21 protein-coding genes are annotated in these 21,462 nt (G+C 69.1%); 6 read left to right on the forward strand and 15 right to left on the reverse strand.

Going from position 1 to position 21,462, the window contains the following annotated elements; all coding sequences use genetic code 11:
• Positions 1-137: 137 nt before the first annotated feature.
• The gene (locus M8542_RS36645; protein ID WP_257924923.1) at positions 138-1,403 is read left to right on the forward strand and encodes an AlbA family DNA-binding domain-containing protein; all 1,266 of its coding nucleotides are present in this window, start codon (positions 138-140) and stop codon (positions 1,401-1,403) included.
• A 432-nt stretch (positions 1,404-1,835) separates the two neighbouring features.
• Positions 1,836-2,627 carry a DUF6338 family protein gene (locus M8542_RS50700; protein WP_372508699.1) on the forward strand — a complete coding sequence of 264 codons (792 nt, stop codon included), beginning with the start codon at positions 1,836-1,838 and terminating at the stop codon, positions 2,625-2,627.
• A gap of 431 nt (positions 2,628-3,058) precedes the next feature.
• On the opposite strand, the gene M8542_RS36650 is transcribed toward M8542_RS50700, so the two are convergent.
• The 4 genes from M8542_RS36650 to M8542_RS36665 form a co-directional block, all read right to left on the reverse strand.
• Positions 3,059-3,682, reverse strand: coding sequence for a hypothetical protein (locus M8542_RS36650; protein ID WP_257924924.1), 624 nt, complete (start codon positions 3,680-3,682; stop codon positions 3,059-3,061).
• 1,077 nt (positions 3,683-4,759) lie between these two features.
• Entirely contained in the window at positions 4,760-5,419 is a 660-nt protein-coding gene (locus tag M8542_RS36655) for a kinase (protein ID WP_257924925.1), read from the reverse strand.
• Between the two features lie 291 nt (positions 5,420-5,710).
• A complete protein-coding gene (locus M8542_RS36660) occupies positions 5,711-7,501 on the reverse strand; it encodes a hypothetical protein (RefSeq protein WP_257924926.1) in 1,791 nt (596 codons plus the stop codon).
• Between the two features lie 137 nt (positions 7,502-7,638).
• Positions 7,639-8,169 (reverse strand): hypothetical protein, encoded by a 531-nt coding sequence (locus M8542_RS36665; RefSeq protein ID WP_257924927.1) that lies wholly within the window; start codon positions 8,167-8,169, stop codon positions 7,639-7,641.
• A 1,236-nt stretch (positions 8,170-9,405) separates the two neighbouring features.
• Between M8542_RS36665 and M8542_RS36670 the strand changes: the two genes are divergently transcribed.
• Positions 9,406-9,621 carry a hypothetical protein gene (locus tag M8542_RS36670; RefSeq protein ID WP_257924928.1) on the forward strand — a complete coding sequence of 72 codons (216 nt, stop codon included), beginning with the start codon at positions 9,406-9,408 and terminating at the stop codon, positions 9,619-9,621.
• Between the two features lie 86 nt (positions 9,622-9,707).
• Here M8542_RS36670 and M8542_RS36675 read toward each other — a convergent pair whose 3' ends face one another.
• Both M8542_RS36675 and M8542_RS36680 read right to left on the reverse strand, forming a co-directional pair.
• A complete protein-coding gene (locus M8542_RS36675) occupies positions 9,708-9,932 on the reverse strand; it encodes a hypothetical protein (RefSeq protein ID WP_257924929.1) in 225 nt (74 codons plus the stop codon).
• Between the two features lie 63 nt (positions 9,933-9,995).
• Positions 9,996-10,190, reverse strand: a complete 195-nt coding sequence (locus M8542_RS36680) for a hypothetical protein (protein WP_257924930.1) — start codon at positions 10,188-10,190, stop codon at positions 9,996-9,998.
• 35 nt (positions 10,191-10,225) lie between these two features.
• Between M8542_RS36680 and M8542_RS36685 the strand changes: the two genes are divergently transcribed.
• Positions 10,226-10,432: a hypothetical protein gene (locus M8542_RS36685; RefSeq protein ID WP_257924931.1), complete on the forward strand. Its 207-nt coding sequence runs from the start codon at positions 10,226-10,228 to the stop codon at positions 10,430-10,432.
• Positions 10,433-10,469: 37 nt separating this feature from the next.
• Here M8542_RS36685 and M8542_RS36690 read toward each other — a convergent pair whose 3' ends face one another.
• The 3 genes from M8542_RS36690 to M8542_RS36700 form a co-directional block, all read right to left on the reverse strand.
• Positions 10,470-10,631: a hypothetical protein gene (locus tag M8542_RS36690; RefSeq protein ID WP_257924932.1), complete on the reverse strand. Its 162-nt coding sequence runs from the start codon at positions 10,629-10,631 to the stop codon at positions 10,470-10,472.
• A gap of 119 nt (positions 10,632-10,750) precedes the next feature.
• Positions 10,751-12,943, reverse strand: a complete 2,193-nt coding sequence (locus M8542_RS36695; RefSeq protein WP_257924933.1) for an ATP-binding protein — start codon at positions 12,941-12,943, stop codon at positions 10,751-10,753.
• Positions 12,944-13,020: 77 nt separating this feature from the next.
• Positions 13,021-13,677, reverse strand: coding sequence for a toll/interleukin-1 receptor domain-containing protein (locus tag M8542_RS36700; protein ID WP_257924934.1), 657 nt, complete (start codon positions 13,675-13,677; stop codon positions 13,021-13,023).
• A 399-nt stretch (positions 13,678-14,076) separates the two neighbouring features.
• Between M8542_RS36700 and M8542_RS36705 the strand changes: the two genes are divergently transcribed.
• The gene (locus tag M8542_RS36705; protein WP_257924935.1) at positions 14,077-15,804 is read left to right on the forward strand and encodes a hypothetical protein; all 1,728 of its coding nucleotides are present in this window, start codon (positions 14,077-14,079) and stop codon (positions 15,802-15,804) included.
• A gap of 953 nt (positions 15,805-16,757) precedes the next feature.
• Here the strand turns inward: M8542_RS36705 and M8542_RS36710 are convergent.
• Together M8542_RS36710 and M8542_RS36715 are read right to left on the reverse strand one after the other, a co-directional pair.
• Entirely contained in the window at positions 16,758-17,195 is a 438-nt protein-coding gene (locus M8542_RS36710; protein ID WP_257924936.1) for a hypothetical protein, read from the reverse strand.
• Positions 17,192-17,482, reverse strand: a complete 291-nt coding sequence (locus M8542_RS36715) for a hypothetical protein (RefSeq protein ID WP_257924937.1) — start codon at positions 17,480-17,482, stop codon at positions 17,192-17,194. The genes M8542_RS36710 and M8542_RS36715 overlap by 4 nt, the downstream gene beginning before the upstream one ends.
• Positions 17,483-17,843: 361 nt before the next feature.
• Between M8542_RS36715 and M8542_RS36720 the strand changes: the two genes are divergently transcribed.
• Positions 17,844-18,623 (forward strand): hypothetical protein, encoded by a 780-nt coding sequence (locus M8542_RS36720; RefSeq protein WP_257924938.1) that lies wholly within the window; start codon positions 17,844-17,846, stop codon positions 18,621-18,623.
• Between the two features lie 133 nt (positions 18,624-18,756).
• Here M8542_RS36720 and M8542_RS36725 read toward each other — a convergent pair whose 3' ends face one another.
• The 4 genes from M8542_RS36725 to M8542_RS36740 form a co-directional block, all read right to left on the reverse strand.
• Positions 18,757-19,914, reverse strand: coding sequence for a methyltransferase domain-containing protein (locus tag M8542_RS36725; protein ID WP_257924939.1), 1,158 nt, complete (start codon positions 19,912-19,914; stop codon positions 18,757-18,759).
• 5 nt (positions 19,915-19,919) lie between these two features.
• Positions 19,920-20,894, reverse strand: a complete 975-nt coding sequence (locus tag M8542_RS36730; protein ID WP_257924940.1) for an MvdC/MvdD family ATP grasp protein — start codon at positions 20,892-20,894, stop codon at positions 19,920-19,922.
• On the reverse strand, positions 20,887-21,156 hold the full coding sequence (locus tag M8542_RS36735) for a hypothetical protein (protein ID WP_257924941.1): 270 nt from the start codon (positions 21,154-21,156) through the stop codon (positions 20,887-20,889). The genes M8542_RS36730 and M8542_RS36735 overlap by 8 nt, the downstream gene beginning before the upstream one ends.
• Before the next feature lie 125 nt (positions 21,157-21,281).
• Positions 21,282-21,413, reverse strand: coding sequence for a hypothetical protein (locus M8542_RS36740; protein ID WP_257924942.1), 132 nt, complete (start codon positions 21,411-21,413; stop codon positions 21,282-21,284).
• Between the last annotated feature and the right edge of the window lie 49 nt (positions 21,414-21,462).

Consider the following 21,462-nt stretch of genomic DNA (forward strand, 5'->3'; position numbering starts at 1 on the left):
CACCCCAGCGTGACGACCGCCCGGGTGGGGTCGTCCCTCTGCCCAGGCGGCGAGGATCAGCCCGCAACCACGCCCCCTCTGAGGACTCGCCGTGGGGCAAGCCAGTCTCGATCGGGCATCGTCCCTACTCTTGCCGAATGACCTTCACCGCTCTTCATCGGGCAGTCGGGGCTGACCCCGAGCCGCTGAGTGACACTCTCCTCAACCGAGCTGTGGCCTTAGGTGTCCCGGAGTCGAGTGACCTCGACTGGAAGTCCGAACTGCCGCCGGCAAAGGGGATGGCGCAAACCGATTTCCCCAAGGATGTTGCGGCGATGGCCAACAGTGGCGGCGGAGTGATCGTGTTCGGCGTGCGCGAGTCGCAGAAGGCGGCAGTCGACCGGGTCGACGTGGGTGACTTCGACGAGACCTACGAGCGTTCGCTGCGTAGCGTGGCGATCACCGCGATCTCTCCGCCGGTCTTCGGTCTAAACGTGCACCGCCTTGGCGCTGAGGGTGAACGGGCTGTGATCGTCGAGGTCCCCGCGAGCGTCGACGGGCCGCATCTGATCTACAGGAACGAGTACTTCGGCGCGCCGGTACGCAACGACGCCGACACCGTGTGGATGAAAGAGCGTCAGATCGAGGCCATGTACCGAGCTCGGTTCGACGAGCGCCGGCACGCGAATGAGGCTCTTGACACTCTGTTCGCCGATGCTGCTGGCGGTCGTGACAGCGAGCGGCGTGCATGGTTGGTTGCGGTGGCGCACCCACGTGTCCCGGCTCTCCGGATGCGTATCACTCGCGACGAGGCTCGACAGGTTCTGTCGAAAACCGAGGGGTTGGCCTTGGTGTATGCGGGGCGTGGCGGGATTCATCCGCTGGAGAGTGTGGACCGGCTCAACCCCCGTCCCGGGTTGCGCCGCTGGGTCGCCGTGAACACGGCGACTGAAGACAGTTCTGTGTGGAAGGAGTCGTGGATCAGCATCCACCACGATGGCTCGGTGACTCTCGCAGCTGCCGTCGGTGGGCATCGGGCGCGTAACGGCGAATGGCTCGAAGGTCGACAGGTCAGATCGGTTGCTGTCGAGTGCGCGATCGCAGACCTGATGGCTCTCCTGCGCACGACCGCGGAAGCGACGGGCAATGACGAGTACGACGTTCGGGTCGGGATCGAGTGGAGAGGCGACCTGCCGCTCACGATCCTGTCCACGGATAACCTGGGCTACGACTACGACGGCGTGTCGACCCCTCTCCACCGGTACACGCCCGTCGAGACGACGGTGAACGCTTCGGAGTCATCGGTGGACTTCTACTGGCACGTGCACGATCTCGCCGAGGACTGTTTGAATCAGGGTGGCGTCTCGAACGTGCAGATGATTCACCCGCCGACGCGCGACGACCAGACGTCCAGTCAAGCGTAGGCTCCACCGGCTCGACAGCGCGACGTCACGACTGGAGCAGGCCAGGCGGCGACACGATCGGACCGCGCGTCGATGTCGGTGGCGACCAGGTCCTCGTCGGACGAGGCGGCGCGCGCGCACGACGCGTCCGCTGCCGCGGTGTGTTGATGCCGGAACTGGTGATTGTGAGACTGCGATCAGCATCGCCGGAGGGGACCCTGCGCTTGCGGGAACGATGCAGCCGGCAACGGCCGCCGCCCTCGCTTCGCGAGCTCGGCTGCGCGCGGCGTCGGCAGGCCTGCTCGGCGGCGTACAACCAAGGCGAAACATCTCAGCCATGCCGTCGTAGTCGATCTCGATCCACTCGAACGTGGGCATGTCTTGGTCCTCTCCGTCGGCGGTGCAACTATCATCAGCACGTTCGACGACCGCATTGGAAAGTGGATCACTGGCATGGACGCGAAGACTTGGCAGCAGCTGGTCATCGTCATTTGCGCTGTGCTGCCTGGTTATGTGTTTCAGGTGGCCGATGGCTGGTGGCGTGGCGCTACCGATTCGGACCGGCCAGTATCGTCTCGAATTTTTGCGCTCATAAGTCTGACGATCATCTTCGACGTGCTCTATGCGTGGCTTTTTAGTGATCCGATTCGATATATACTATCTCAACTTTCAGACCCGATTCGGTTCGCCAAGCTTGCTAGCCTGATGATTTTAGCGTGCGTATTCATCGTGCCGAGTTTGTGTGCGGTCGCATGGCATTGGTGGCGAGTCTTTAGGCGTGTGGGAAGCTTTAAGCTTCCGGTTGGGGAGTTCTTTCGAGGCTCGCGGTATCAGACCTCCTGGGACTACGCCGCTGTTCAAGGATTCGGGCAAGGATGGGTTCGAATCCGATTCAAGGATGGACTCCAGTTGGGCGGCTTCGTAAACCGCGAAGACGGACACATGTCGCAGTCGCCGGGTCGTCGAGACCTATACTTGACCAACTTGTGGACCTTGGACGGGCAAGGAAATTTCGTAGGCGAGGAGGAGTCGATAAAGGTTCACCCCCATGGTGGGTCCGGAGTGTGGGTGAATTGCGAGGACGCTATCGCTGTGGAGTTCATGAAAATCCCGCCGGCATCAACCGGCGACGATGAGGCAGGAGAGGAAGAATGGCCGAGAACGTCGACCGTGCTCACTTGGTGGCACGTGCGACCACGATGGATGCTCAGGGCACCGAGGAGCGGAGCCAGAAGCCTACGGTAAGCCCGAGGACGACCGCGGGTCCGGCAGGGCCGATGCCCCAGACCCCTGCGAAGCCCGCGAGCCCACCTCCGGCCAAGTCCAAATAGGTCAAAAAGGAGCAGTGATGCAGCACGGGAAACCCGGGGCCAATGACCGCGCCAACGTGACCGGTCGGACTGCCAAAAGAACCCAAGGTAGCCAAAAGCCCACAGCGAACCCCAGGACAACGGAAGGCCCGGCAGGAGCCGTGCCACAAACCGTCGCGAAGCCCAAAAAGACACCACCAGCGAAGTAGTGCAACGGCAGCCGGACACGTAGGTCAGGGGCAGTCGAAATCAACGCAGGCGAACCGGGGAGTCCAGTGCGACGAATTACCGGCCACGTCGACGTTCGACCAGTTCGGTATACATGCCTGTCGAGCGACCGCTGATCGGGCTAGCGACAGCGCGTGCTCAGCTCGGCGCGGCGGCGAAGGCTGCGCAGCCCGGAACCGGTTCGATCGTGAGGCCGGTGGTGTCGACGACGTACTCGAACTCGTCGCGTTCGTGATTGCGGGCCAGCAACCGCTCCGGGGAAACGGTCGCGGTCCAGATCGCGCCGGGCAGTCGGCCACCGAAGCCGCCGGCAGCGTAGGCCCGGGCGACGTCTCGGCAGTCGGTCCACGACCAGTCCGCTCGCCGGTCGGCGACTGATCCGCGGTACAGCTGCTGAGGCCCCGTGGGTCGCGGAACCTGGTGGCCGTCTTCGGTGTAGCCCGCGGCAGCGAAGAGGACCCGCCACCGGGTCCTAGTGAGGACGCGGTCCGGGTACTCGGCGCTCGACCACACGAGCCCGACGACCCGGCTCACGGCGAGATCGGTGACCAGGCGGTGCCGGTGCAGAGCATCGAGCAGGACCGGGCCCTCGTCGCCCGGCACCCGGAACAGCGCAACCGTGAGTTCCTCCGCGCTCAGGACGGCGCCTCGGTCGATCAGCGCCGTGGCTAACCCGACAACATCGAGGATCACCGGAATACCGGCCTCGGCGTGGCCGCCGGACAGCGGTGCCGTGCTGGGGCCCAAATCCGTAGCTGACATGACGCCTTCGCTCTTCGAGAATCGACGATCTCTCGTCTGCCTGGCTAGGATCTCAGATCCAGGCACACTGGGGCGATCTCAGGGGACAGCCATGGTGGGGCCCGGTGCATCCACGTGGGCTTCCGGCCTACCAGAAGTCAAGTATGACCTCGGCTTGTTTAGCCTGCGGCCGGCTGCCCGGATCACGTTGAGCTGCTGCGGAAGTGCGCCACCGGTCCAAGGGCCCCCGAGCCGCAGTACACGTGCGCGCTCGGCCCGCGCGTGGCGGCGACGTACTGCGCGTACTCGCGAACGTCGGCGGGATCGGCACGCGACGTTTGCCCGCCTGCGCGACCATGAAGCCGGGATCGGCGTCCACGTGGATGAGGTTCAGGCATCGAGACACTTTCGGCTACGGACCTGGGTAGGTTGTGCCCGGGCCCGGTTGTTCCCTCCCCCTCAACGACCGGGCCCGCCTCCAAACCCGGTGGTGCCCGCCAGGGTGCTCTCGGATGCCGACGCAGAGCCCGCGCAAGGCGTTCCCGCCGGACTCGCGGCGACGGCCTGAGCGGCGAGAACGATCAAGCTAGTTACCGCGGCGGCCACGAACACGGCGATAGACGCACGGGGTGACGTCGAGGGCAGCCGCCAACGAGCCGCCGGATCCGCCCGTACAACTTTGCCCACTCCACCCGGGCAAGAGCGCCGAGATCATCGCGCAACCAGGCACGATCGCCAGCCAGACAGCGGCTACAGGTCTCGGTCGGCGGTGTCATCAGCAGGCGGGTTGAACACCGCTTGGTCGTGCTGGCGACACAACAGGCGTACCCGATGCCGTCGGCCGGGAAGACGTTCGCCGGACACCGCGGGACGTCCGCACAGCCAGCAGAAACCACCAGTAGCGGGTACTCGCTGGACTCCCACTTCGCGAGGCGCGATCGCGCTCATGACCAGCATCGTCGCGCTATCCGGCGGACTCGCGCGAGGGCAGTCACTCGATCGAGCGTGTGCTCGCGTCAGGATTCCTGCGTCCTTCCTTGTAGCCGCTCGGTCGTCCGCGCGGGTCCCGACCTGCACGTCCTCACTGCGTCACACCGGTCAGGCATGGGACGCGTCCGACCCGTTCCCGGTCATGTACGCCACGATCCGGGCTACGGACGTGTCCGCCGACGAGGTGGCGGCGATGATCTGCTCGCCGGGCACGTCCAGACGCCCGCTCGCGCTGTACCAGTCGCTCATGTCCTTGGGGGTGAACTCGCTGGCCTGGGGGCGTGTGGCGTGGCGGCGCACGGTCTCTGCGAAGGGCACGTCGAAGTAGAAGAAGGTGGTGCGGCCGTGGTGGTCGGCGGCGAGTTGGCGCAGCATCGGCCCGTATCGGGCTGCTGTGAGGATGCCCTCGAGGATGACGTGGTATCCGGCGTCGAGGCTGAATCGGCAGACCGTCGCGATCAGCGCGATGTTCAGTCCGCCGGGGACATCGTGTTCGCGCAGAACGACTCGGCGCAGGACGTCCTGTTGGACCAGCGCGACGCCGCGGCCGAGCTGGGCGCGTGCGGCCGTGGCGACGGTGCTCTTGCCGGCGCCGGAGGGGCCCCGGAGCACGATCAGCTGGGTGTGCGGTGAGCCAGTCGGCCCGTTGGGCGGTTTCTGCGAACCCGCTGCTGCAGGTCTCGCAGCGGCGGCAGGGGCTGCCGCGTCTCTCCCGATGGACTCGGTGTCCGCGGTCTCGGCGTGGAGTTTGTTGCTGCCCGTGGCCACGACGACAACTACTACCGGACCCGCCATAGGACGCTGGATCGGGTCAGCCTTATCCGCACGTGGGCGGGTTCAGCGGTTCCAGGTTCAGTAGCGTCGCCTGGCGATCGAGAAACTCGCGTGCGTCGTAGGGATGCTCACGCGCAGGCTTGGCGCCATTTCAAGGCCGCTCGCCAGGTTGCGATCAAGGCCTCGCCGTCGGCGAAGCTGGGTGACGGGCCGAGCGGCAGCCAGGTCTGCTCCACAGGTTCCCCGGCTTCTCTGTTGCATTCGGCAGCTAGTTCGTCGCGAGCATCACTTCCGTAGACGGGCGTTCGGGGGCCACGTGCCTGGGGGTGGGGTCGGTCGCAGGAGCGGGGTGAGGAAGGCGTCCATGAGCGGCTGGACACCCGCAAAGGCGTGCAGCGTGGTGGTCAGCTCGCGCACGCGCGGGTCGGTGCTGCGCAGAGCGGGCAGGTCAGCGGCGAAGCTGCCGGCGAGGGCGGGGTCTAGTGCGGCTGCGGCGCTGAGGATGCAGGTCCGCAGACGTCGCACGGTCCGGTGGTTGTTGTCGCCGGTGAGCAGGACACTGGCGGTGGCGGCGGGGTCGAGGAACAGTTCGAGGGCGACCCGGGCCGGCATGTCGGGGGTGGCGCCGGCGGCGGTGGTGATCAGCCTCAGGAGTTCGCGGGCGAGCCGGACGCGCCGGTCGTGGGTGTCGTCGGCGGGGAGCAGGTGGTCGAGCGCGTCGTAGAGATCGTTGTACGGGTCGGCCTGCGGATCGCTGTCGTCGTCGCGGAGGGCTTCGATCGCGCGCAGTGCAGGCAGGACGCGGTTCGCGGTCGTTGTGAGGTCTGCGGTGTCAGCGGCTGCCTGGATGGCGTCGGCGCCCACGGTGAGCAGGGCGTCGTGGGCCACGTGGTGCAACGGCCCGGCAGTGACAGTGACATCGGATAACGCTGCTCCGGGGGCGCCGAGGGCCGGGGTCTCGAGCAGGTCAGGGCGCAGGAGGGCGGCGCGGATGAGGACGTGTGCGTCGGCGGCGGCGGTGAGCTCGTCGTCGTCTTCCTCGTCGGAGGCGGTGAGGTGTTCGTCGTCGATTTCGGCGAGGATTTCGACGGCGGGGTTCGCGTCGTCGCTGTCGAGCGCGTCGAGCCAGAGCCAGGGAGTGCGGGCGTGTTCGGTGACGTCGTGGGTCACGGTGGCCAGGACGCGTAGTCCCGCCCAAAGCAGTGCCCGCAGCTGCGCGCGGCTGCGCAGCTGGTAGGCGGCGTCGTCGAGGTCGTCGCTGCGGTGGTTCCATCGCAGGTCGTGGCATTGCATGAAGTCGTCGAGCAGGACGTGGCCGCGCATCCGGTCATCGTCGTAGTCGGTGGCCGGCTGGTCTATCTCGGCGCGTACCGCGCTCAGCAGATGCTGTGCCAGCGCGGTGTCGCCGTTGCCGTGCCCGGTCAGCGGCCGGCGCGTGCCAGCGGCGGTTTCGTGTTCGGCGGCGGCGATCAGGAGGGTGCCGAGCTCGCTGGCCAGCTCCCGGCCCCAGGGGTGCTGGGTGACGGCGCCGCCGATGAGGTCGGCCGCGTCGACGGCGTTCGGGGTGCGGCGGCTTTCGCCGGTGGGGTCGTGCAGGTCGCGGACGGCGGCTGCGAGCAGGAACTGGGCTTCCATTTCGAGCAGGTCGTCACGCAGGTGCTCCGCGACCGGGAACCGCGGACCATCCTCACGCAGGCGCGGCAGCCAATTCCCGTCCGCGTCAGGGGTGGTCACTGTGGTGACGCGCAGTGAATCGGTGGTCCAGCCCAGCAGCGCGGGTGCCGCGTCGGCGAGGTGTCGGCAGAGGCTGGCACCGATCGTCGTGGCGACCTCGAGGACGTCGGTGTCGACCGCGAGACCGATCATGGCGCCGTCCGCGTAGCCGACCACGCTGAGATCGACAAGCCCGGGCTCGCCTGCAGCGTCGTCCTCGACGTCGTCGTCGAGTCGGGGGACTGCGGGTACGTCCCAGCCGGCTTTCAGCAGGTCGACGATCAGTCCCGGCAGCTGCGCCACGGCGGCCGCGTCGTCGATGGGTGCGGGTGCGGTCATCTCCAGCCACACGGCGTAGGGCACGCCTTGCCGGGTACCGGCGGTGAGGTTCACCCGACCGGCTGACATGGACGACTTTCGCGGGTTCTGACTTTCTCCTCCGGGCAGCGGGCGGCTCTGGCCAGCGCCAGTGTATTGGCGAGGGCAGGCTGTCCTTTCGCTTAGTCGAGTTGTACGTAGGTGTCGATGAGTGCTGAGCCTTGCCACGTCGGCACGGCCTCGTACGCGATGCGCTCGACCAGCCGGCCGCAGAAAACGGGGACGCTGATCAGGACACGGTCTGAGCGCCGCGTGTCGACGGCGTACGCTCCGGAAGCGGGCGTGACGAACAGGTTGCGGTTGCCGACGGTCACGGGCTTGGGTATGCCGTAGGCGTGGTGCAGCGCGCACCGGAACTTGTAGATGAACGCGGCGTCGTCCGCGTCGATGCCGTGTTCGGTCAGCAGGCGCCGGAATCGGTTGCCGACCTTTTCGTCCCGGTTGGTGGTGGAGAGGATGTCGAGCACGATCATGCCCAGCGCAAGACCGATCCACGAGTTGTTGCCGTCACCGGCCCCGGTGGTCTCGTCGCGGCCATTGACGGTCCGCATGTCCCGCAGCGCCAGAAACCACGTGGTGTACGTGTGGGTCTCGTCGAGGTCGCACAAGAGCATCGGCCCAGCGTCGGGCCCCTTGTCCAGCACGGTCGTCATCACGTCACAGTATGTCGAGCGCAGCGCGAACGGAATTTGTTAACCCTGCGGAGGCATGCGCGCGCGGATGGAGGTCACGAGCGCAGTGTCGATGACCTCGCCGACGCGGTACCGCGGCCAGCCGTGTTCGTCGGGCTCGCGCTTGAGGGCTTGCCGGGCGTGCCCAGATGCGCAGCGTGTTCGCCGACAGTTCGCGGCCGAGCAGTCTCGGCACCACGCGGGCGATCTCCGCCGCGGCCGTCTCGACATCCCGGGCAGCGCCGGGCTCGGGATGACGCGTTCACACACGCACATGGCGCCGGTGTCGGGAGGAAGTGTCTTCTAACCGATCAGCTCCGTCTCGCTGCGATCGCCGTCGGGCTGACGGCGGGGGCCATCCTGACCGGCATTCCGGCGTAGCGGAGTCTCGTGATCGAGCAATGCCGGGCTGGCTGCGGTGGCAACGACATGCGGTCATGCTGGACCGCGATCGGTCACACGCCGACGCCCCCGGAGCTGCGCGGATGCATTTCTCGGCACGTACAGGGCTCGGTAGTTTTCGCAAAACGCGGCCAAGTTACCTGATCGATCACGGCCCGAGCTACATCTTCGAAACCGAGGAGCTGACTGCTTCGCCGGTCATCGGTGAGTAGCGACGCCGACAGGCGCCCGCTCGATCACCCGCTCGTTGACGTCCACGGTCGAGCCGTCGATGAAGGAAGCAAACGGCGTGTCTTCGCCGAAGCTGCTACCCGCCGGGCCTAGGCTGCACCCGGGTCGGCTACTGCGCGCTAATTTTCTCGTACTGCAGTCGAGGAAGCGGCGCTGCCTCGGCTCCGTCCTGTCGCATGGCAGGCGGAACCTCGCTGAGGAAGGTGGTTAGCGGAGATGCCCCTACAGAGGCATATCCCCGACCCGCAGGAGAGAAAGGCTCACCATCAGCATCACCGGCTCGGTGACACTGACGGTGCGGCAACTGGTGACTTTCGCGGTACTGGTGCTCATTGGCCTGGGAACCTGGTACCCGCGCTAGTCCGGCCGTGCCGGTCTGCTCCTCGACGGGGTCGCCTACGGGCGGCCCCGTTTTCTGTGTCGAGCACAGCTCCACAACTCCCACTGTACGACAGGGGAGCATTGATCGGGAAGGTTTTCGCTACGGAAAGTCAGAGCAAGGTCCGTGAGCAGGGCAAATGCCGCCGAAGGAACGTCCGTTCAGGTGAATTTTGTAACGCAGTTCGCTCTGGATGTGCCGTACACGTGCATGAGGTCAACATTGAAGAAGCCGAAGACGCTGCGGGCCGGCTGCCCGGCATCACCGCCGAGACCGGCAGCGCCCAGATCAGCGCGGCGACGGTGGCGATCTGCTGCATCGGCGTACGTACCGCCCTCGGCGTCTCGGCCACGACCCTGGCCTACTTCGGCTACGTGGATCCCGGCCGACCGCCGACGCCCGAACGCCGAGCACTCGCCTAGGTCGACAGCGTCCGAGCGTGCATGACCACGGCGACTCGACCAGGCGAGCAGCGCGTTGGTCAGGGCATTCGCGTGCTGAAGTAACTTCAACGGCCGTCAGCCCGGGCCTGCAGCTGCTCCAGCTCGGCTTCGCTGAAGCCGATGCCCACGTCCCCGACCCCGATGTAGAGCAGCTGTCCGGATCGTGGGCGGCCACCATCACCTGGGACGAAGTTCGCGCCTGCCGGAACGCCGCGCGGCTGGTGTTCACCGCCGAGGTCGTCCTCGACCGCGTCGATGACCACGGCGACCTGCGTCGGCCTGCACGACACCGGCGAAACGGTGGCCCCCTTCGCGACCAGGCGAAGGCCACCGCAATGTGCCGCGGAGCAGCTCTACGCGCGGACGGGCATCGCGTGGGTGCGGTCGGCCGCGAACTCGGCGAGGATCCGTTCGCGCAGCACGCGGCCGACCTCCCGACGGACCCGGTCCTCGACGCTGTCGCCGAGCAGCATCTCCTGCGCCGCGAGCACCTCGAGCACGCTGACAGCCGAGTGCGCGTCACCCGCGAGATCACCCGGTCGCGACATGGTGTCACCGGTGAACGACAGGCACTGTTGAGCGAGTGGAATCACGCGAGATTCGGGTTCTGTTGCCGATCGACGTGCCCCAAGGTCGGTACGCGGCGATCGTGCACGCGGTCGCCGGAGTCCTCGACGCTGCCGGCGTCGTCGCCGCATCCTCGATCGTTGTGGATCACGTTGCCTGCGATGCGGAGCTAAACGCGGCGTTCGACCAGTTCAGTGCCGCGTACCCGTGGAGCGACCGCTGATCGGGGTTGGGTTGGGTGAGAGCATCGCGTTTGCAGCTCAGTGCGTCGGCGCGGTCCACGTCGGGTCCCAGAGGACGTCGTCGTCCTCGGTGGCGTCGGGACGCGGTGGCTTTAGCGGGCGGCCGTCGGCGAGCAGGTCGAGGCGGGTCACCTCGGCGTAGGTGTAGCGGGTTGCCGAGCGCGCCAGGTGCGTGCACACCGCGTCGGCGACCGCGAGGCAGCGCGGGCCGCTCAGGTGCTGTTGCCCAGCGGCCAGCTGTGGTCGCTGTCAGGGGCGTCGAGCCAGACGAACTGCTTGCCCGGCAGCAGAGTCGCGGTTCAGGTGTGGTCGAGGTCGTCGAGTTGGTGTTGGACGCGCCCGGCGTCGGCGTCGCGGCCCTGTTCCCGGTACAGCTCCAGCGCCTCCCACCACACCGTGCGGGCCTGCTCATGCCGACCGAGCGCGGCGTGGGGGTGGCCCATGTTGTCGAGGGTGTCCGCGGCCTCGTAGGTGTTGCCGAGGCCGCGGAATAAGGCGAGAGCGGGATGGTAGTGGTGGAGGGCCTGGTGGTGGTCGCCGGTGTGGTGGGCGATGTAGCCCAGGCTGTCCAGGGTGGCCGCCTCGCCGGCGGGGTACTGATGGTGGCGGTACAGGGTGAGGGCGGCCTGGCAGTGCTCGCGGGCGGTGTCGAACCGGCCCAGGCGCGCGGCATACCAGCCGACCGCGTTGAGCGCGCCGGCTTCCCACACCGGCCGGTCGAGCGCGCGGTAGAGGGCGACGGCGCGGTGGGCGTGCTCCAGCGCCTGCCGGTCATCCCCACGTTGTTCCCAGGCTGACGCGAGCACCCGGTGGGTGAGGGCCTGTTCGGTGGGGTCGTGGTGGCGCAGGGCCAGGTCCAGGGCCTGCTCCAGGTGGTTGGTGGCCTGTTCGTGCAGGCCAAGCAGGGAGCAGGCATGGCCGAGGAACCGGTGGGTGCGGCCGCGGGTGGCGGGGTTGGGGAGGTGGTTGGCGGCGTCCAGTGCGGCCTGCCATGTGGTGATCTCGTCGTGTCGGTGTCCCCGTCGGAAGTGGAAGTTGTTCAGGTTCCAGGCCAGGTGCCAGACGGTGTGGTGGTGGCCGAGGGTGGCGGCGGTGCGCTGGGTGGCCAGCAGGGTGGCGTGCTCGGCGTCCAGCCAGGTCAGTGCCGCGGCGGTGTCGGGCAGCGGGTGCGGGTGCACGCCGGGCGCGGGCGGCTCGGGCGACAGGAGCGCGCGGTGGGGGTTCAGGAGGCGGTCGGCGGCGTGAGCGGTGTGCAGGTGGAAGTCCCCCATCCGGGTCAGGGCCGCTTCCCGCACCTGCTCGGGCAGGGTGGTGTGGGCGGTGTCCGCGGCGTAGCGGCGGACCAGGTCGTGCATCGCGTAGCGGCGGCCCGGCCGCCGTTCCAGCAGGGAGGCGTTCTCTAGCACCGCCAGAGTTCTGAGGGCGGATCGGTCGGGCAGGCTGGTGAGGGCGGCGGTGGCGGGCGGGGTGGTGTCGGGACCGGGGGCGATGCCCAGCAGCGCGAACACGGTGCGCTGGGTGTCGGTGAGGTAGCGCAGGGACCAGGACAGCACGGTGGGCAGGCTGGCGGCCGGGTCGGTGTCGTGGTCCAGGGCCTCCAGGCCGAGGTCGCGCAGTTCGGCGGCGGCCTCGGCCAGTGCGATGTCGGGGTGGGTGCCGGCGGTGCGCGCGGTGATCGACAACGCCAGCGGGTGGCCCCCGCACAGCCTGATCAGTTCGTCCACCGCTTCGGGTTCGGCGGCGACGCGGTCGGCGCCGAGGCGGGCGGTCAGCAGGCCGCGGGCCTCCTCGGGGGTCAGGACGTCCAGGGGCAGGTGGCGGGCGCCGTGCCGGTCGATCAGCGAGTCCAGCCGGTGCCGGCCGGTGACCAGCACGGTGCAGGACGGCGAGCCGGGTAGCAGGGGTGCGATCTGGTCGCTGGTGGCGGCGTTGTCCAGCACGATGAGCATCCGCCGCCCGGCCACCAGGCTGCGGTAGAGCGCGGTTTGGGCGTCGAGGTCGGTGGGGATGCGGTTCGCGTCGACGCCCAGGGCGTCGAGGAACCCGCGCACCGCCGTCGCCGGCTGCACCGGTTCGTCGGTGGGGCTGAAGCCGTGCAGGTCGACGAACAGCTGCCCGTCGGGGAACCGTTCCAGGTGCCGGTGTGCCCAGGCTAGGGCGAGCCAGGTCTTGCCGATGCCCCCGGCGCCGCCGATTGCCGAGACCAGCACCGTCGCCCCCACAGCCGCCGGGCCGGTGGTGGGGGCTGCGGCGGTCGGTTCCGGCGTGTCGGTGCCTGGTCCCTGCGGTGCGGCGGCGTCGGACAGGGCGCGGTCCAGGCGGGCCAGTTCCGTGGTCCGGCCGGTGAACAGTCCCGGTGCGGCGGGCAGCTGCCGCGGGATGGGCGGCGCGGGTCGCGGGGGTGGCGGGTGCAGGTTCAGGTTGCCGTGCACCACACCGACGGCGGCACCGCGATCGGTGGCGACGAGGTCACCGTGGATGCTCGTGGTCACCGCGGTGCCGGCGTCCGGGGTGGTGCCGGGGTGGAGCGGGTCGGCCGCCGACGTGGTGTGCCCGTGGTCCGCGTCGGCTAGCGAGGGTGGTGCGGCTGCTGCGCAGAGGGAGGTGGTGTGCCGATGGTGACGTGGTCGCCGGTGGCCGCACCAATCGTGATTCCTGCTCCAGTGCCGTGCACGCCGCCGGTGACGTTCACGCCGCGCGGCCCGGGAGCGTCGGTGATCGTCGTGTCCTGGGTGCTCGGCGCGCTTGCGGCCGCCAGGGCGAGTGTGGGCTCGACGTCACACAGCTGGTGGATCAAGGCGCTGACGTCGAGGCGGGTATGACGCCGGCGTACGGTCACAGCCTGGCAGCGCGCGAGTGCCTGCAGGTCGGCGGGCAGCTGCTTCTCGGTGGGCGGGTCCGTGTCGTCGACCAGAACTGGTACGACTCGGACTCCGGCGGTGAATGCCTCGACGATCTCGCGGTGGATCCAGTCAGCGGGGTCGTCGATTCGTCGACCGCCGGCCGGTGTGGTGATGGTGAGCCAGTCGCGGTCGATCACGACCAGTAGAACTCTGCAGCTCCGGACTTGTGTCATCAGTTCTTGGGCGAAGTCGGCACCTGGCCGGATGGAGTAGCAGTCCAGGAACACCTGCTCCCGGCCGAACGTCGCGGCGAGATCGCGGTCGAGCAGCTCGCCCATGGCGCGGCTGTCGTCGCCGCGGTAGTTGATGAACACCCCGCCCACGGCGGCTCCCATCCGTACCTGTCCTGTGTTGGCCAGCTGCCGATGATCAGGATGCCCTACCGCACATGCATACGCCGCTTTGCAACCTCAGCGGGTAGGAACTGTCCACTATTTGACTCCTATTCGATGGCGAAGATTTCCACGGCGAGGCGCGGCATCGTGGGCAAGCGTCCTCCCTCGTGCCAGCGGTGCATCATCACGTCGATGGCCACGCGCTCGGCGTAGGGCGCGAGATCTATCTGGGCGCTCCACCGCGTCGACAACTCCGCCTGGGCTGGCCCAGCATTTCGACCGGTCACCGGCCCGACCGCCGATACTGCGAGAGGCAGCCTGATGGTCGCGCTGGTGGGCGCGGGATACTGGGGCTCTCCGTGTCTTCCGTTGGCGAAAAGGGGCACCGTGACCTTCAGCGACCACCTTGTTTCGACCGGCCCCGGCCTCGATGCAGGGCAGTTGCGGCCGCGGAAGCTCTACCGGATCTGGCACGACGGATTCGTTGCCCTCGCCGACGAGGGTTCTCTGCGGTCCCTTCGCCGGGAGCTGGTCTCGGGACAGGCCGTGGCCGACGCGCGCGGGCCGTACACGGTGCTCGCCGATCGGCTGGACGAACGCGGCGCCCAGCACGAACTCGACGTCGAAGTCACCTGGACCGAACCTGGTTTGCGGGTCGAGGTCGCGGCGATCTTGTCGCTGCGCCACACACCGGGCGACCCGCGGGCGGCGTGGCTGCTGGCCGCGGCGGCGAGCCGCCCATGGCGTCCGGAGTTCGAACCACCGGCCGAGCGGCTCGGCTTCGCCGCCCGCGCCGACGCCTGCGACAGCGGCGGCCTGGCCGTCGACGCCCGCCGGCTCAACATCATCAACGAGGACACGCAACGCGACGAAGTCGCCGCGCTGCTGTCGCAGAGCATCACCTCGCCGGTCCGGGCGACGGCGCTGCTGGTCATCAACCGGGCAGCGGTCGTCGCCGACGTGCGGGGATGGTCGGGGATGGTGCAGGTCGTGGTCATCGACGAGGGCCTGCGCCAGGCGATCAACGCCCGGGTCCCGCTCGCTCAGCAGCTCCCGTCCGGGTACCGGCTCTACGCCGCGCCGTGTGACCAGCAGCCCGACACCATCGTGGCCGCCAGCATGACCGAAACGCAGCTGATGGATCTGCCGCGTGAGGAGTTGCTGCAGCCGCTGCTGCACTGGCGTCGCCGCGCCAAGATCCCGGTGCCCTGGCAGCAAGACGCCGCACTGACCGGCTGGCTCGATCGGGACGACCCGTTCCACCCGGCACCGCCCGAGACCCCGGCGGCCGAGTCAGAGGCGCGGCAGCTGCGCCGGGAGCTGGAGCAGACCCGCCGCAGCCTCGACATCTCCCAGCGCGCCCACGCCGAGCTGCAACGCCGGCACGCCACTGACGCCGCCGAGCTGGACCGGCTGCGTGCCCGCACCGTCGACCTGGCCCACGCCGCCACGCTGGCGGAGGAGAACGCGCAGCTGCACGAAACGGTGGCCCGTTACGCTACGGCGCTGGAAGACACCGAAGACGACCTCGCCCAGGCTCTGCGGCGCATCACCCACCTGCTCACCACCGCCGGGCAACCGATCTCGGCGGACGTGCCGGCGGCGCCACCGCGCGAGTACGCGTCGTTCCCCGCACTGCTGGCCGCCGCCCGCGCCACGTTCGGAAACCTGACGATCACCGCGGCCGAGGAGTCGGCGCGGGCGCTGGACGAGGACGGGAAGGCGGCGGTGTGGCGGGCCAGGGCCTGGGCGGCGTTGAGCACCCTGGACTCCTACGCCGCCGCACGCACGAGCGGCTCGGCGGCCGGTGGTGGGGTGGTGACGCTGCGGGAGTTCATCCGCACCGGCCAGCCGGGCGCATTGATCAGCATGCAAGCGCTGAAGCTGAGCGAGTCGGACACGGTGACCAGCAACGATCGCCTCCGCGCCGCCCGGGTGTTTCCCGTGCCGGTCGAGGTCGACTCGAGCGGGTACGGGTTCTTCGGCGCGCACATCGCGCTGGAGAAGTTCAAGCCGCCGGCACCCCGGCTGCATTTCCTCGACGACACCGGCCGCAGCGGCCTGCTGTGCGTGGGCTACCTCGGCTCGCATCTGCCCAACACCAGAACCAACTAGCCCTAGTCGGCAACCGATCCGAGATCGCGTGCGCCGAACACGGCTCGGTGGTCAATCGCCGCCATGTCGGCGCCGGATGGGCTGAAAACAACTGACGCAGGCGGCATCGCTCGCACACGATGCCCAGCAAGTCGAAGTCACCCTCGACTGTCCACTGAGGATCCGCGCCGACGGTGCCGGCGATCAGCAACGCCAGTTCGTCGTCATCGCGTTCCAGGACTACTTGCAGCCGCACCAGGTCCCGCTGCCGCTGACCCGGCAGCGCCGAGCGGACCAGCCACGGGCCGGCCACTGTGAGGACTCGGCGCGGCGGCCCGTCGCCGCCCGCGACCGTCGCTGGCGGGTGGCTGAGCTCTCCGCGCTCGCTGCAGCGCACGACGTTGCCTACGGCGTCGAGGACGATCACTGAAACCGGGCGAGACGGGACGAGCGTCGGTGATGGGACGGGCAGGCGTCCTGGCCACGGGCGGTCTTCGAGCACGGGGCGTCGAGGTTCGCCCCACGGGACGAGCCGGACGCGCTCGGCCGGTCCGCGGCCGCCGTCCAGCAACGGTGTGTAGATCGCGTCTGGGCCGAGGAGGCCTTGGATCCGTACTAGCGCCCGGCCGGCCCGCTCGGCGGCGTCGGCGTCCTGGCCCATCGACCCGAGCTGCAGCTGCAGCGCTTGCCCGCCGACGACCTCCTCCGGCTCGAGGGTCAGCTGGATGATCCCGGCGTTGGGGCGTTCGCTGTCGCGGACGGTGAGCCAGCCTTGGCACTGCCACCGCACCCGGTCCGCGGTCGCGTTACCGACTGGACCAGGACCGCGCCGAGGATCATGCCGATTCCGCCTGCCTAGATCGGGAGCGGGAGCAAGGTGCGTACCGAGCACAGCATCTTCATTCGTTCGCCTCCCCGATAGAGGTGCACCCTGCTCCTGGCTTCGGCCTGTTCGGCAGTGCCGTCAGCGCAGGTCAGTCGCCGACGCTGCGGTGGCCGAGGTCGCGGACCGTGGCTGGGCGGAGTCCAGGCTGGGTGCTGGTCGGGTCGAGGGTGTCGAGGATCAGGTCGTCCCAGTTGGTGCTGGCGAACCAGCCCTTGCCCATCAGGTGCGCGGTCCAGTGCAGGTAGGCCGGCCAGGTCCGGATCCGCTCGACCGCGATCAGGTAGCCCGTGGCGGGCTCGCAGCGCTCGTGGGTGACCCGCCAGTGAACTCGCTCGTCCGGAGCGGCGAGCATCTCCTCGAGCGTGAACGACGACCACGTCTCCTGATCGCCGCGGTCACCTCGTTCGGCGGTTGCGGCCTCCGGGCGGCACCACACGGCGCCGTCGCCGTCGGCGATCAGCTGCAGGCATATCTGGCACACCGCCAGCAGGTCCTGCCCGGCCGCCGGGGGCGTCTCGCCGGTCACTGCCGGGCCTGCAGTAGGTGGTCGACGTTGTGCGCCTCGTCGACGGCCTGGGTGTGGGCGAGCGCGGCGGCGAACATTCCGGCGAATCCGTCGTCGGCGGCCGGGGCGGGCAAGGCGGCGGTGACCTCGTCCATCTGCGAGAGCGTGTGGGCTTCGCGGTGGGCGTGCTGCTCGTTGGTGAGGCGTTCGATGGCGCGGCGGCCGGTGCGGTCCTCGCCGCGGTCGACGATCAGCCAGCTGCAGTCGGTGCCTGGCTCGACCGCGTACCGCGGTGTCGTCTGCGTCATCCCGTCGCTCCTGCCCTGGCCTGCGCGCCGCGTTGGCGCCGCTGGTGTCGTTCTACACCGGCGCACCCCGCCTCCCGCGGTTCGGACACGCCGCGCCCACGCCGGTGCGCCCGGTTGTGTCGGTGGCGGGGATTAGGGTCGCGACGGCGGAGCCGCGCAGGCAGGAAGCGCGCGGGGAGTGTGAAGAGGAGGCGGGTGTGGCGGACGAGGCTGGAGCCACCGAGCAGCGGACATGTTTCAAGTGCGGGGAGGTTCCGGTGCCCGAGGCGATCATCTTGTGCAATCGGTGCCGGGACATGCTCGAGTTCCAAACCGCGCGTCACATCTACGCCGCGCTCCCTCACTAGCGCGAGAGCAGACCATGTCCCACGACGTCGACGACGACGCGAGCAAGCCTGCGGTCCGGACACCGGAGCAGGAAGCCGGGCGGATCGCGGAGGCGTTCGACTTCTACGACCGCGGCAAGCACTGGGAGATCGCCGGCGAGCGCCGCGCCGAGGACTCCCCGTACGGCACCGCGCACGTGTGCAGGGTCGTGCCGGCCCGGGTGCTGCACGTGATCGGCGCCAGCGAGATGGCCGAGCAGCTGCGCCACCTCTATGGCTCCGGCGCGGTGACCGGGTGGACGCTGCAGCCGATGCCCGAGACCCGCACCTCGCTGCACACCGTCAAGCAGGCGATCTTGCGGGCCGCCGACGGCCTCGGTCGCGGCTACACCCAGCTCAGCCGCGGCGGATTCACCTGCACCGAGGAAGTCCAGGCCTGCCCGGACACGGCGATACTCGGCGTCCCCAACATCGGCCCCAGCACCCTCGACATCATCCGCTCTGTCCTGCCCTATCTCGGACCTGATCCGGCCGAGCTCACCGCCGAGCTAGCCGACGCGGACGGCGGAACGGATGCGTCGCCGCAGACGGCGCGGGTGGGCGGGCTGTTCACTCTCGCGACGCGGGCGCGCTACCCACGGCTGGTCGAGCAGCTGGCCGCCTCCCGGATGCCCCACGCCGCGCTGGCCAAGATCGCTGACGCACTCAACAGCGAGCCTCTCCCGCTGGCTGATCCGATGGTGGATCTGCTGCTGGACACCGCCGGGCTGCGCCGGATCCTGGAGATCTACCGCACGACCCACGTCGAGCATTAGCCCGGCTGGGTTGACGGCCTTGGCTGCCTGGCGGGCGCGGACGCGGCGCTGCTGACGCCATCCGCTCATTCTCAGCGCAATCAGTCCCGTGCACGGGCGCGAATACAGCCTCACCGGCCGACAGGGGGCCGGCTCAGGTGCTGATGCCCAGCGGCCAGCTGTAGTCGCTGTCCGGGTCGTCGAGCCAGACGAACTGCTTGCCCGGCAGATTGAGCGCGGTCACGCCGAGCCGGACAGCGTCCGGCTTGCCGAGGGCGTTGAACGCGGTGGCGGCGTGTTCGATGGTGTCCCACAGCCGGTAGGGCCCGGACTGCCGGACCGCCCAGGTTCCCTCGGTCAGCGGGGTCAGGTCGACCTCAGCGCGCGCTGGTCCGCGCTCGGCGACAACAACGCCATGTGCGACGCTGCCGGCGAGCCGCAGGCCCGGAGCGTGCAGCCACAGGAACAGCGCCAGCTCGGGCCGGTTCAGGAGCGTGGCGGGGTCCACGGCTGTCGTGCCGTAATGCGGAATCCCGGTCGCGGCCGCTGGTGGCTCGTGGTCGGCAGCGAACGGGCTGGTGACGTCGGCTCGCATCGGCATGAACAGCACGGGGAACGGGTCGATGCGGCCGCTGACTTCGTCGTCAGCGGTCTTGTCGAGCACGAGCAGCGGGCCGGCGGCGCCGGCATCGAGGGGGGCGACGATCCGCCCGCCGTCTGCGAGCTGGTCGATCCAGGCCGGTGGGATCGCGGTAACCGCGCAGGTGGCGATGATCCTGTCGAACCTCATCTCGCCAGGCCAGCCCTGGTAGCCATCGCCAGCGGCCAGGTGCGGGCTGTACCCGGCGGCGGTCAGGTGCTCATGGGCCATGTCGACCAGCTCGGGATCCAGGTCGAGGGTGTAGACGTTGTCCGCGCCGAGGCGATGCGACAGCAGGGCCGCGTTGTAGCCGGTGCCGGTGCCGATCTCCAGCACCCGGTGCCCCGGCTCGACACCGAGCCGTTCCAGCATCACGGCCATGACGGTGGGCTTGCTCGAGGACGAGCTGGCGATCTCCCGCCCGGCCGCAGTGTCGCCGGCGGGCCGGGTCTGGGTGGCCAGGGCCTCGTCGGAGTAGACCGCGTCCAGCCAGCCTGGATCGCCCGCGCCGAGTGAGGCGGCGCCGTCGAGGATGCGCGGGACGAACAGGTGCCGGGGCGTCGCGGCGAACGCGGCGTGCCAGGCGCGGTCAGCGAGGACACCGGTAAACACGAGCTCGTCGGCGAGGGCGGCGGCCCGGGCTTCCCAGGTGCCGGTGTCCAGGGCATCCACGGCTTCTACTCCTTGGTCAGTGCGTCGGCGATCGCCGCGGCGATCGGCAAGTCGCATTCTTCGGCCAGCCAGCCCCAGGCGGCAACCGCGTTCGCCTCCAGGCAGATCCATTTGTCGTCCGGCCGGACGACGAAGTCGAACGCGCTGAACGCCAGCCCGGCCGCGTCCAGGTAGCGGGCGATTCCCGCCCGGACGTGATCGGGGACGTCGATCACCGCGTAGGTCAGGGCGTCGTAGTCCGAGCGCCAATCTACCTGCGCCTTCTCACTGCCGGCGTGGATCGCCACCGGGAACAGCCGGTCGCCGACCGCGGTGACGCGGGCCTCAAACTGCTTCGGCTGCCACTGTTGAATCAGGTGTGCCGTCACCTCGATGCCCTCGAGCGAGTCGAGTTCGTCGCGGCCGAGACGACGGGTGTAGACGAGGGCTTCGCCGCCGGACTCGTAGACCACCGGCTCGGCCAGCGGCTTGACGATCAATTCCCCGAAGGTCTTCGCGAACGCGCGGACGGCGTCGGCGTCGTTGGTGATCAGCGTCGGCGGGACGGCCAGCCCGGCCTGGCGCAGCACGGCCAGCTGCCGCGGCTTGTACGCGGCGTCGGCCAGCGCCGAGGGGTGCGAGACCCAGGTGACCGGCAGGCTCGCCAGGACCCCGCCGAGCCCGACCCGGGCCTGCGCCCGGCTGAACCGCAGCTCCGGGCCGGACATTCCGGCGGGCATGACGGGCTCGGTCGGTTTGCCGTAGTAGACCGCGGTGACCTCGTGCAGGAGGACGTCGTGCTCGGTGGTGCGCAGGGCACCGCGCCAGCCGGCCGTGTCCGGGGTCAGCTCGGCGCCGAGGGACATGGTGAGCGGGAAGTCGCCGACGTTGACCGCCTGCCAGCGGATGCCGCGGGCGTCGAGTTCAAGGCCGACCGCGGTGGCCGCCCAGTCCTCCCGGATGCCGACCATCAGGACCAGCGGATCGCGGTGCTCAGTCATCCGGGGTGGTGTAGGAGTCGTCGACCAGCCTGCCGTCCTCGTTGCAGTTGCGCGCGTGGAAGGTGTCGTGCGCGGTAGTGCGGTGCTTGGCCTCCGGCACCACCTGGATGCGCCGTGCTCGCACGGCGCGAAGGATGAACGGCCGTACGGTGCTGGGGTTCTCGTCGCTGAGCGGCCGGGCACCGACGTTGACCGGGAACCGCCCGGCCGTCGGCATCAGCGGGTCACCGGCATCGCCGGCCGCGGTATCGAGCAGGGGCATGCAGATCTCGACCTCCTAGTTGGAGTGTGTGGTGGCGCACCGGTCTCTTTCACTTTGCTGGGGCCTGGACAACCGGGCAAGATCCGACCGAGCGAATCTGCTGGTCACGTGGTGCGCGGACCTGGCTACGACTCGATCCCGGCGGCGATTTCGTTGTCCGCGTAGATCTCGTACGGGTTCTGCTTCAGCCTCAGCAGATATGAGCCGCACGTGTCGAAGATCCCCCCGAGGTAGCGAACCAGCACCGGGTTGATCATGTCGCTCGGGTGCCCGACGTGGTGGAGCTGTTCGTTTGCCGTGCCGGTG

Source organism: Amycolatopsis iheyensis (assembly GCF_024703995.1).
GTDB lineage: Bacteria > Actinomycetota > Actinomycetes > Mycobacteriales > Pseudonocardiaceae > Amycolatopsis > Amycolatopsis iheyensis.

What these genes read in the sequence shown, in the direction of transcription:
- M8542_RS36720 (WP_257924938.1), top strand. Translation starts at nt 17,844, where the DNA reads ATGTCCCACGACGTCGACGACGACGCGAGCAAGCCTGCGGTCCGGACA.
- M8542_RS36650 (WP_257924924.1), bottom strand. Translation starts at nt 3,682, where the DNA reads ATGTCAGCTACGGATTTGGGCCCCAGCACGGCACCGCTGTCCGGCGGC.
- M8542_RS36645 (WP_257924923.1), top strand. Translation starts at nt 138, where the DNA reads ATGACCTTCACCGCTCTTCATCGGGCAGTCGGGGCTGACCCCGAGCCG.
- M8542_RS50700 (WP_372508699.1), top strand. Translation starts at nt 1,836, where the DNA reads ATGGACGCGAAGACTTGGCAGCAGCTGGTCATCGTCATTTGCGCTGTG.
- M8542_RS36740 (WP_257924942.1), bottom strand. Translation starts at nt 21,413, where the DNA reads ATGATCAACCCGGTGCTGGTTCGCTACCTCGGGGGGATCTTCGACACG.
- M8542_RS36665 (WP_257924927.1), bottom strand. Translation starts at nt 8,169, where the DNA reads ATGACGACCGTGCTGGACAAGGGGCCCGACGCTGGGCCGATGCTCTTG.
- M8542_RS36715 (WP_257924937.1), bottom strand. Translation starts at nt 17,482, where the DNA reads ATGACGCAGACGACACCGCGGTACGCGGTCGAGCCAGGCACCGACTGC.
- M8542_RS36680 (WP_257924930.1), bottom strand. Translation starts at nt 10,190, where the DNA reads ATGTCGCGACCGGGTGATCTCGCGGGTGACGCGCACTCGGCTGTCAGC.
- M8542_RS36730 (WP_257924940.1), bottom strand. Translation starts at nt 20,894, where the DNA reads ATGACTGAGCACCGCGATCCGCTGGTCCTGATGGTCGGCATCCGGGAG.
- M8542_RS36735 (WP_257924941.1), bottom strand. Translation starts at nt 21,156, where the DNA reads ATGCCCCTGCTCGATACCGCGGCCGGCGATGCCGGTGACCCGCTGATG.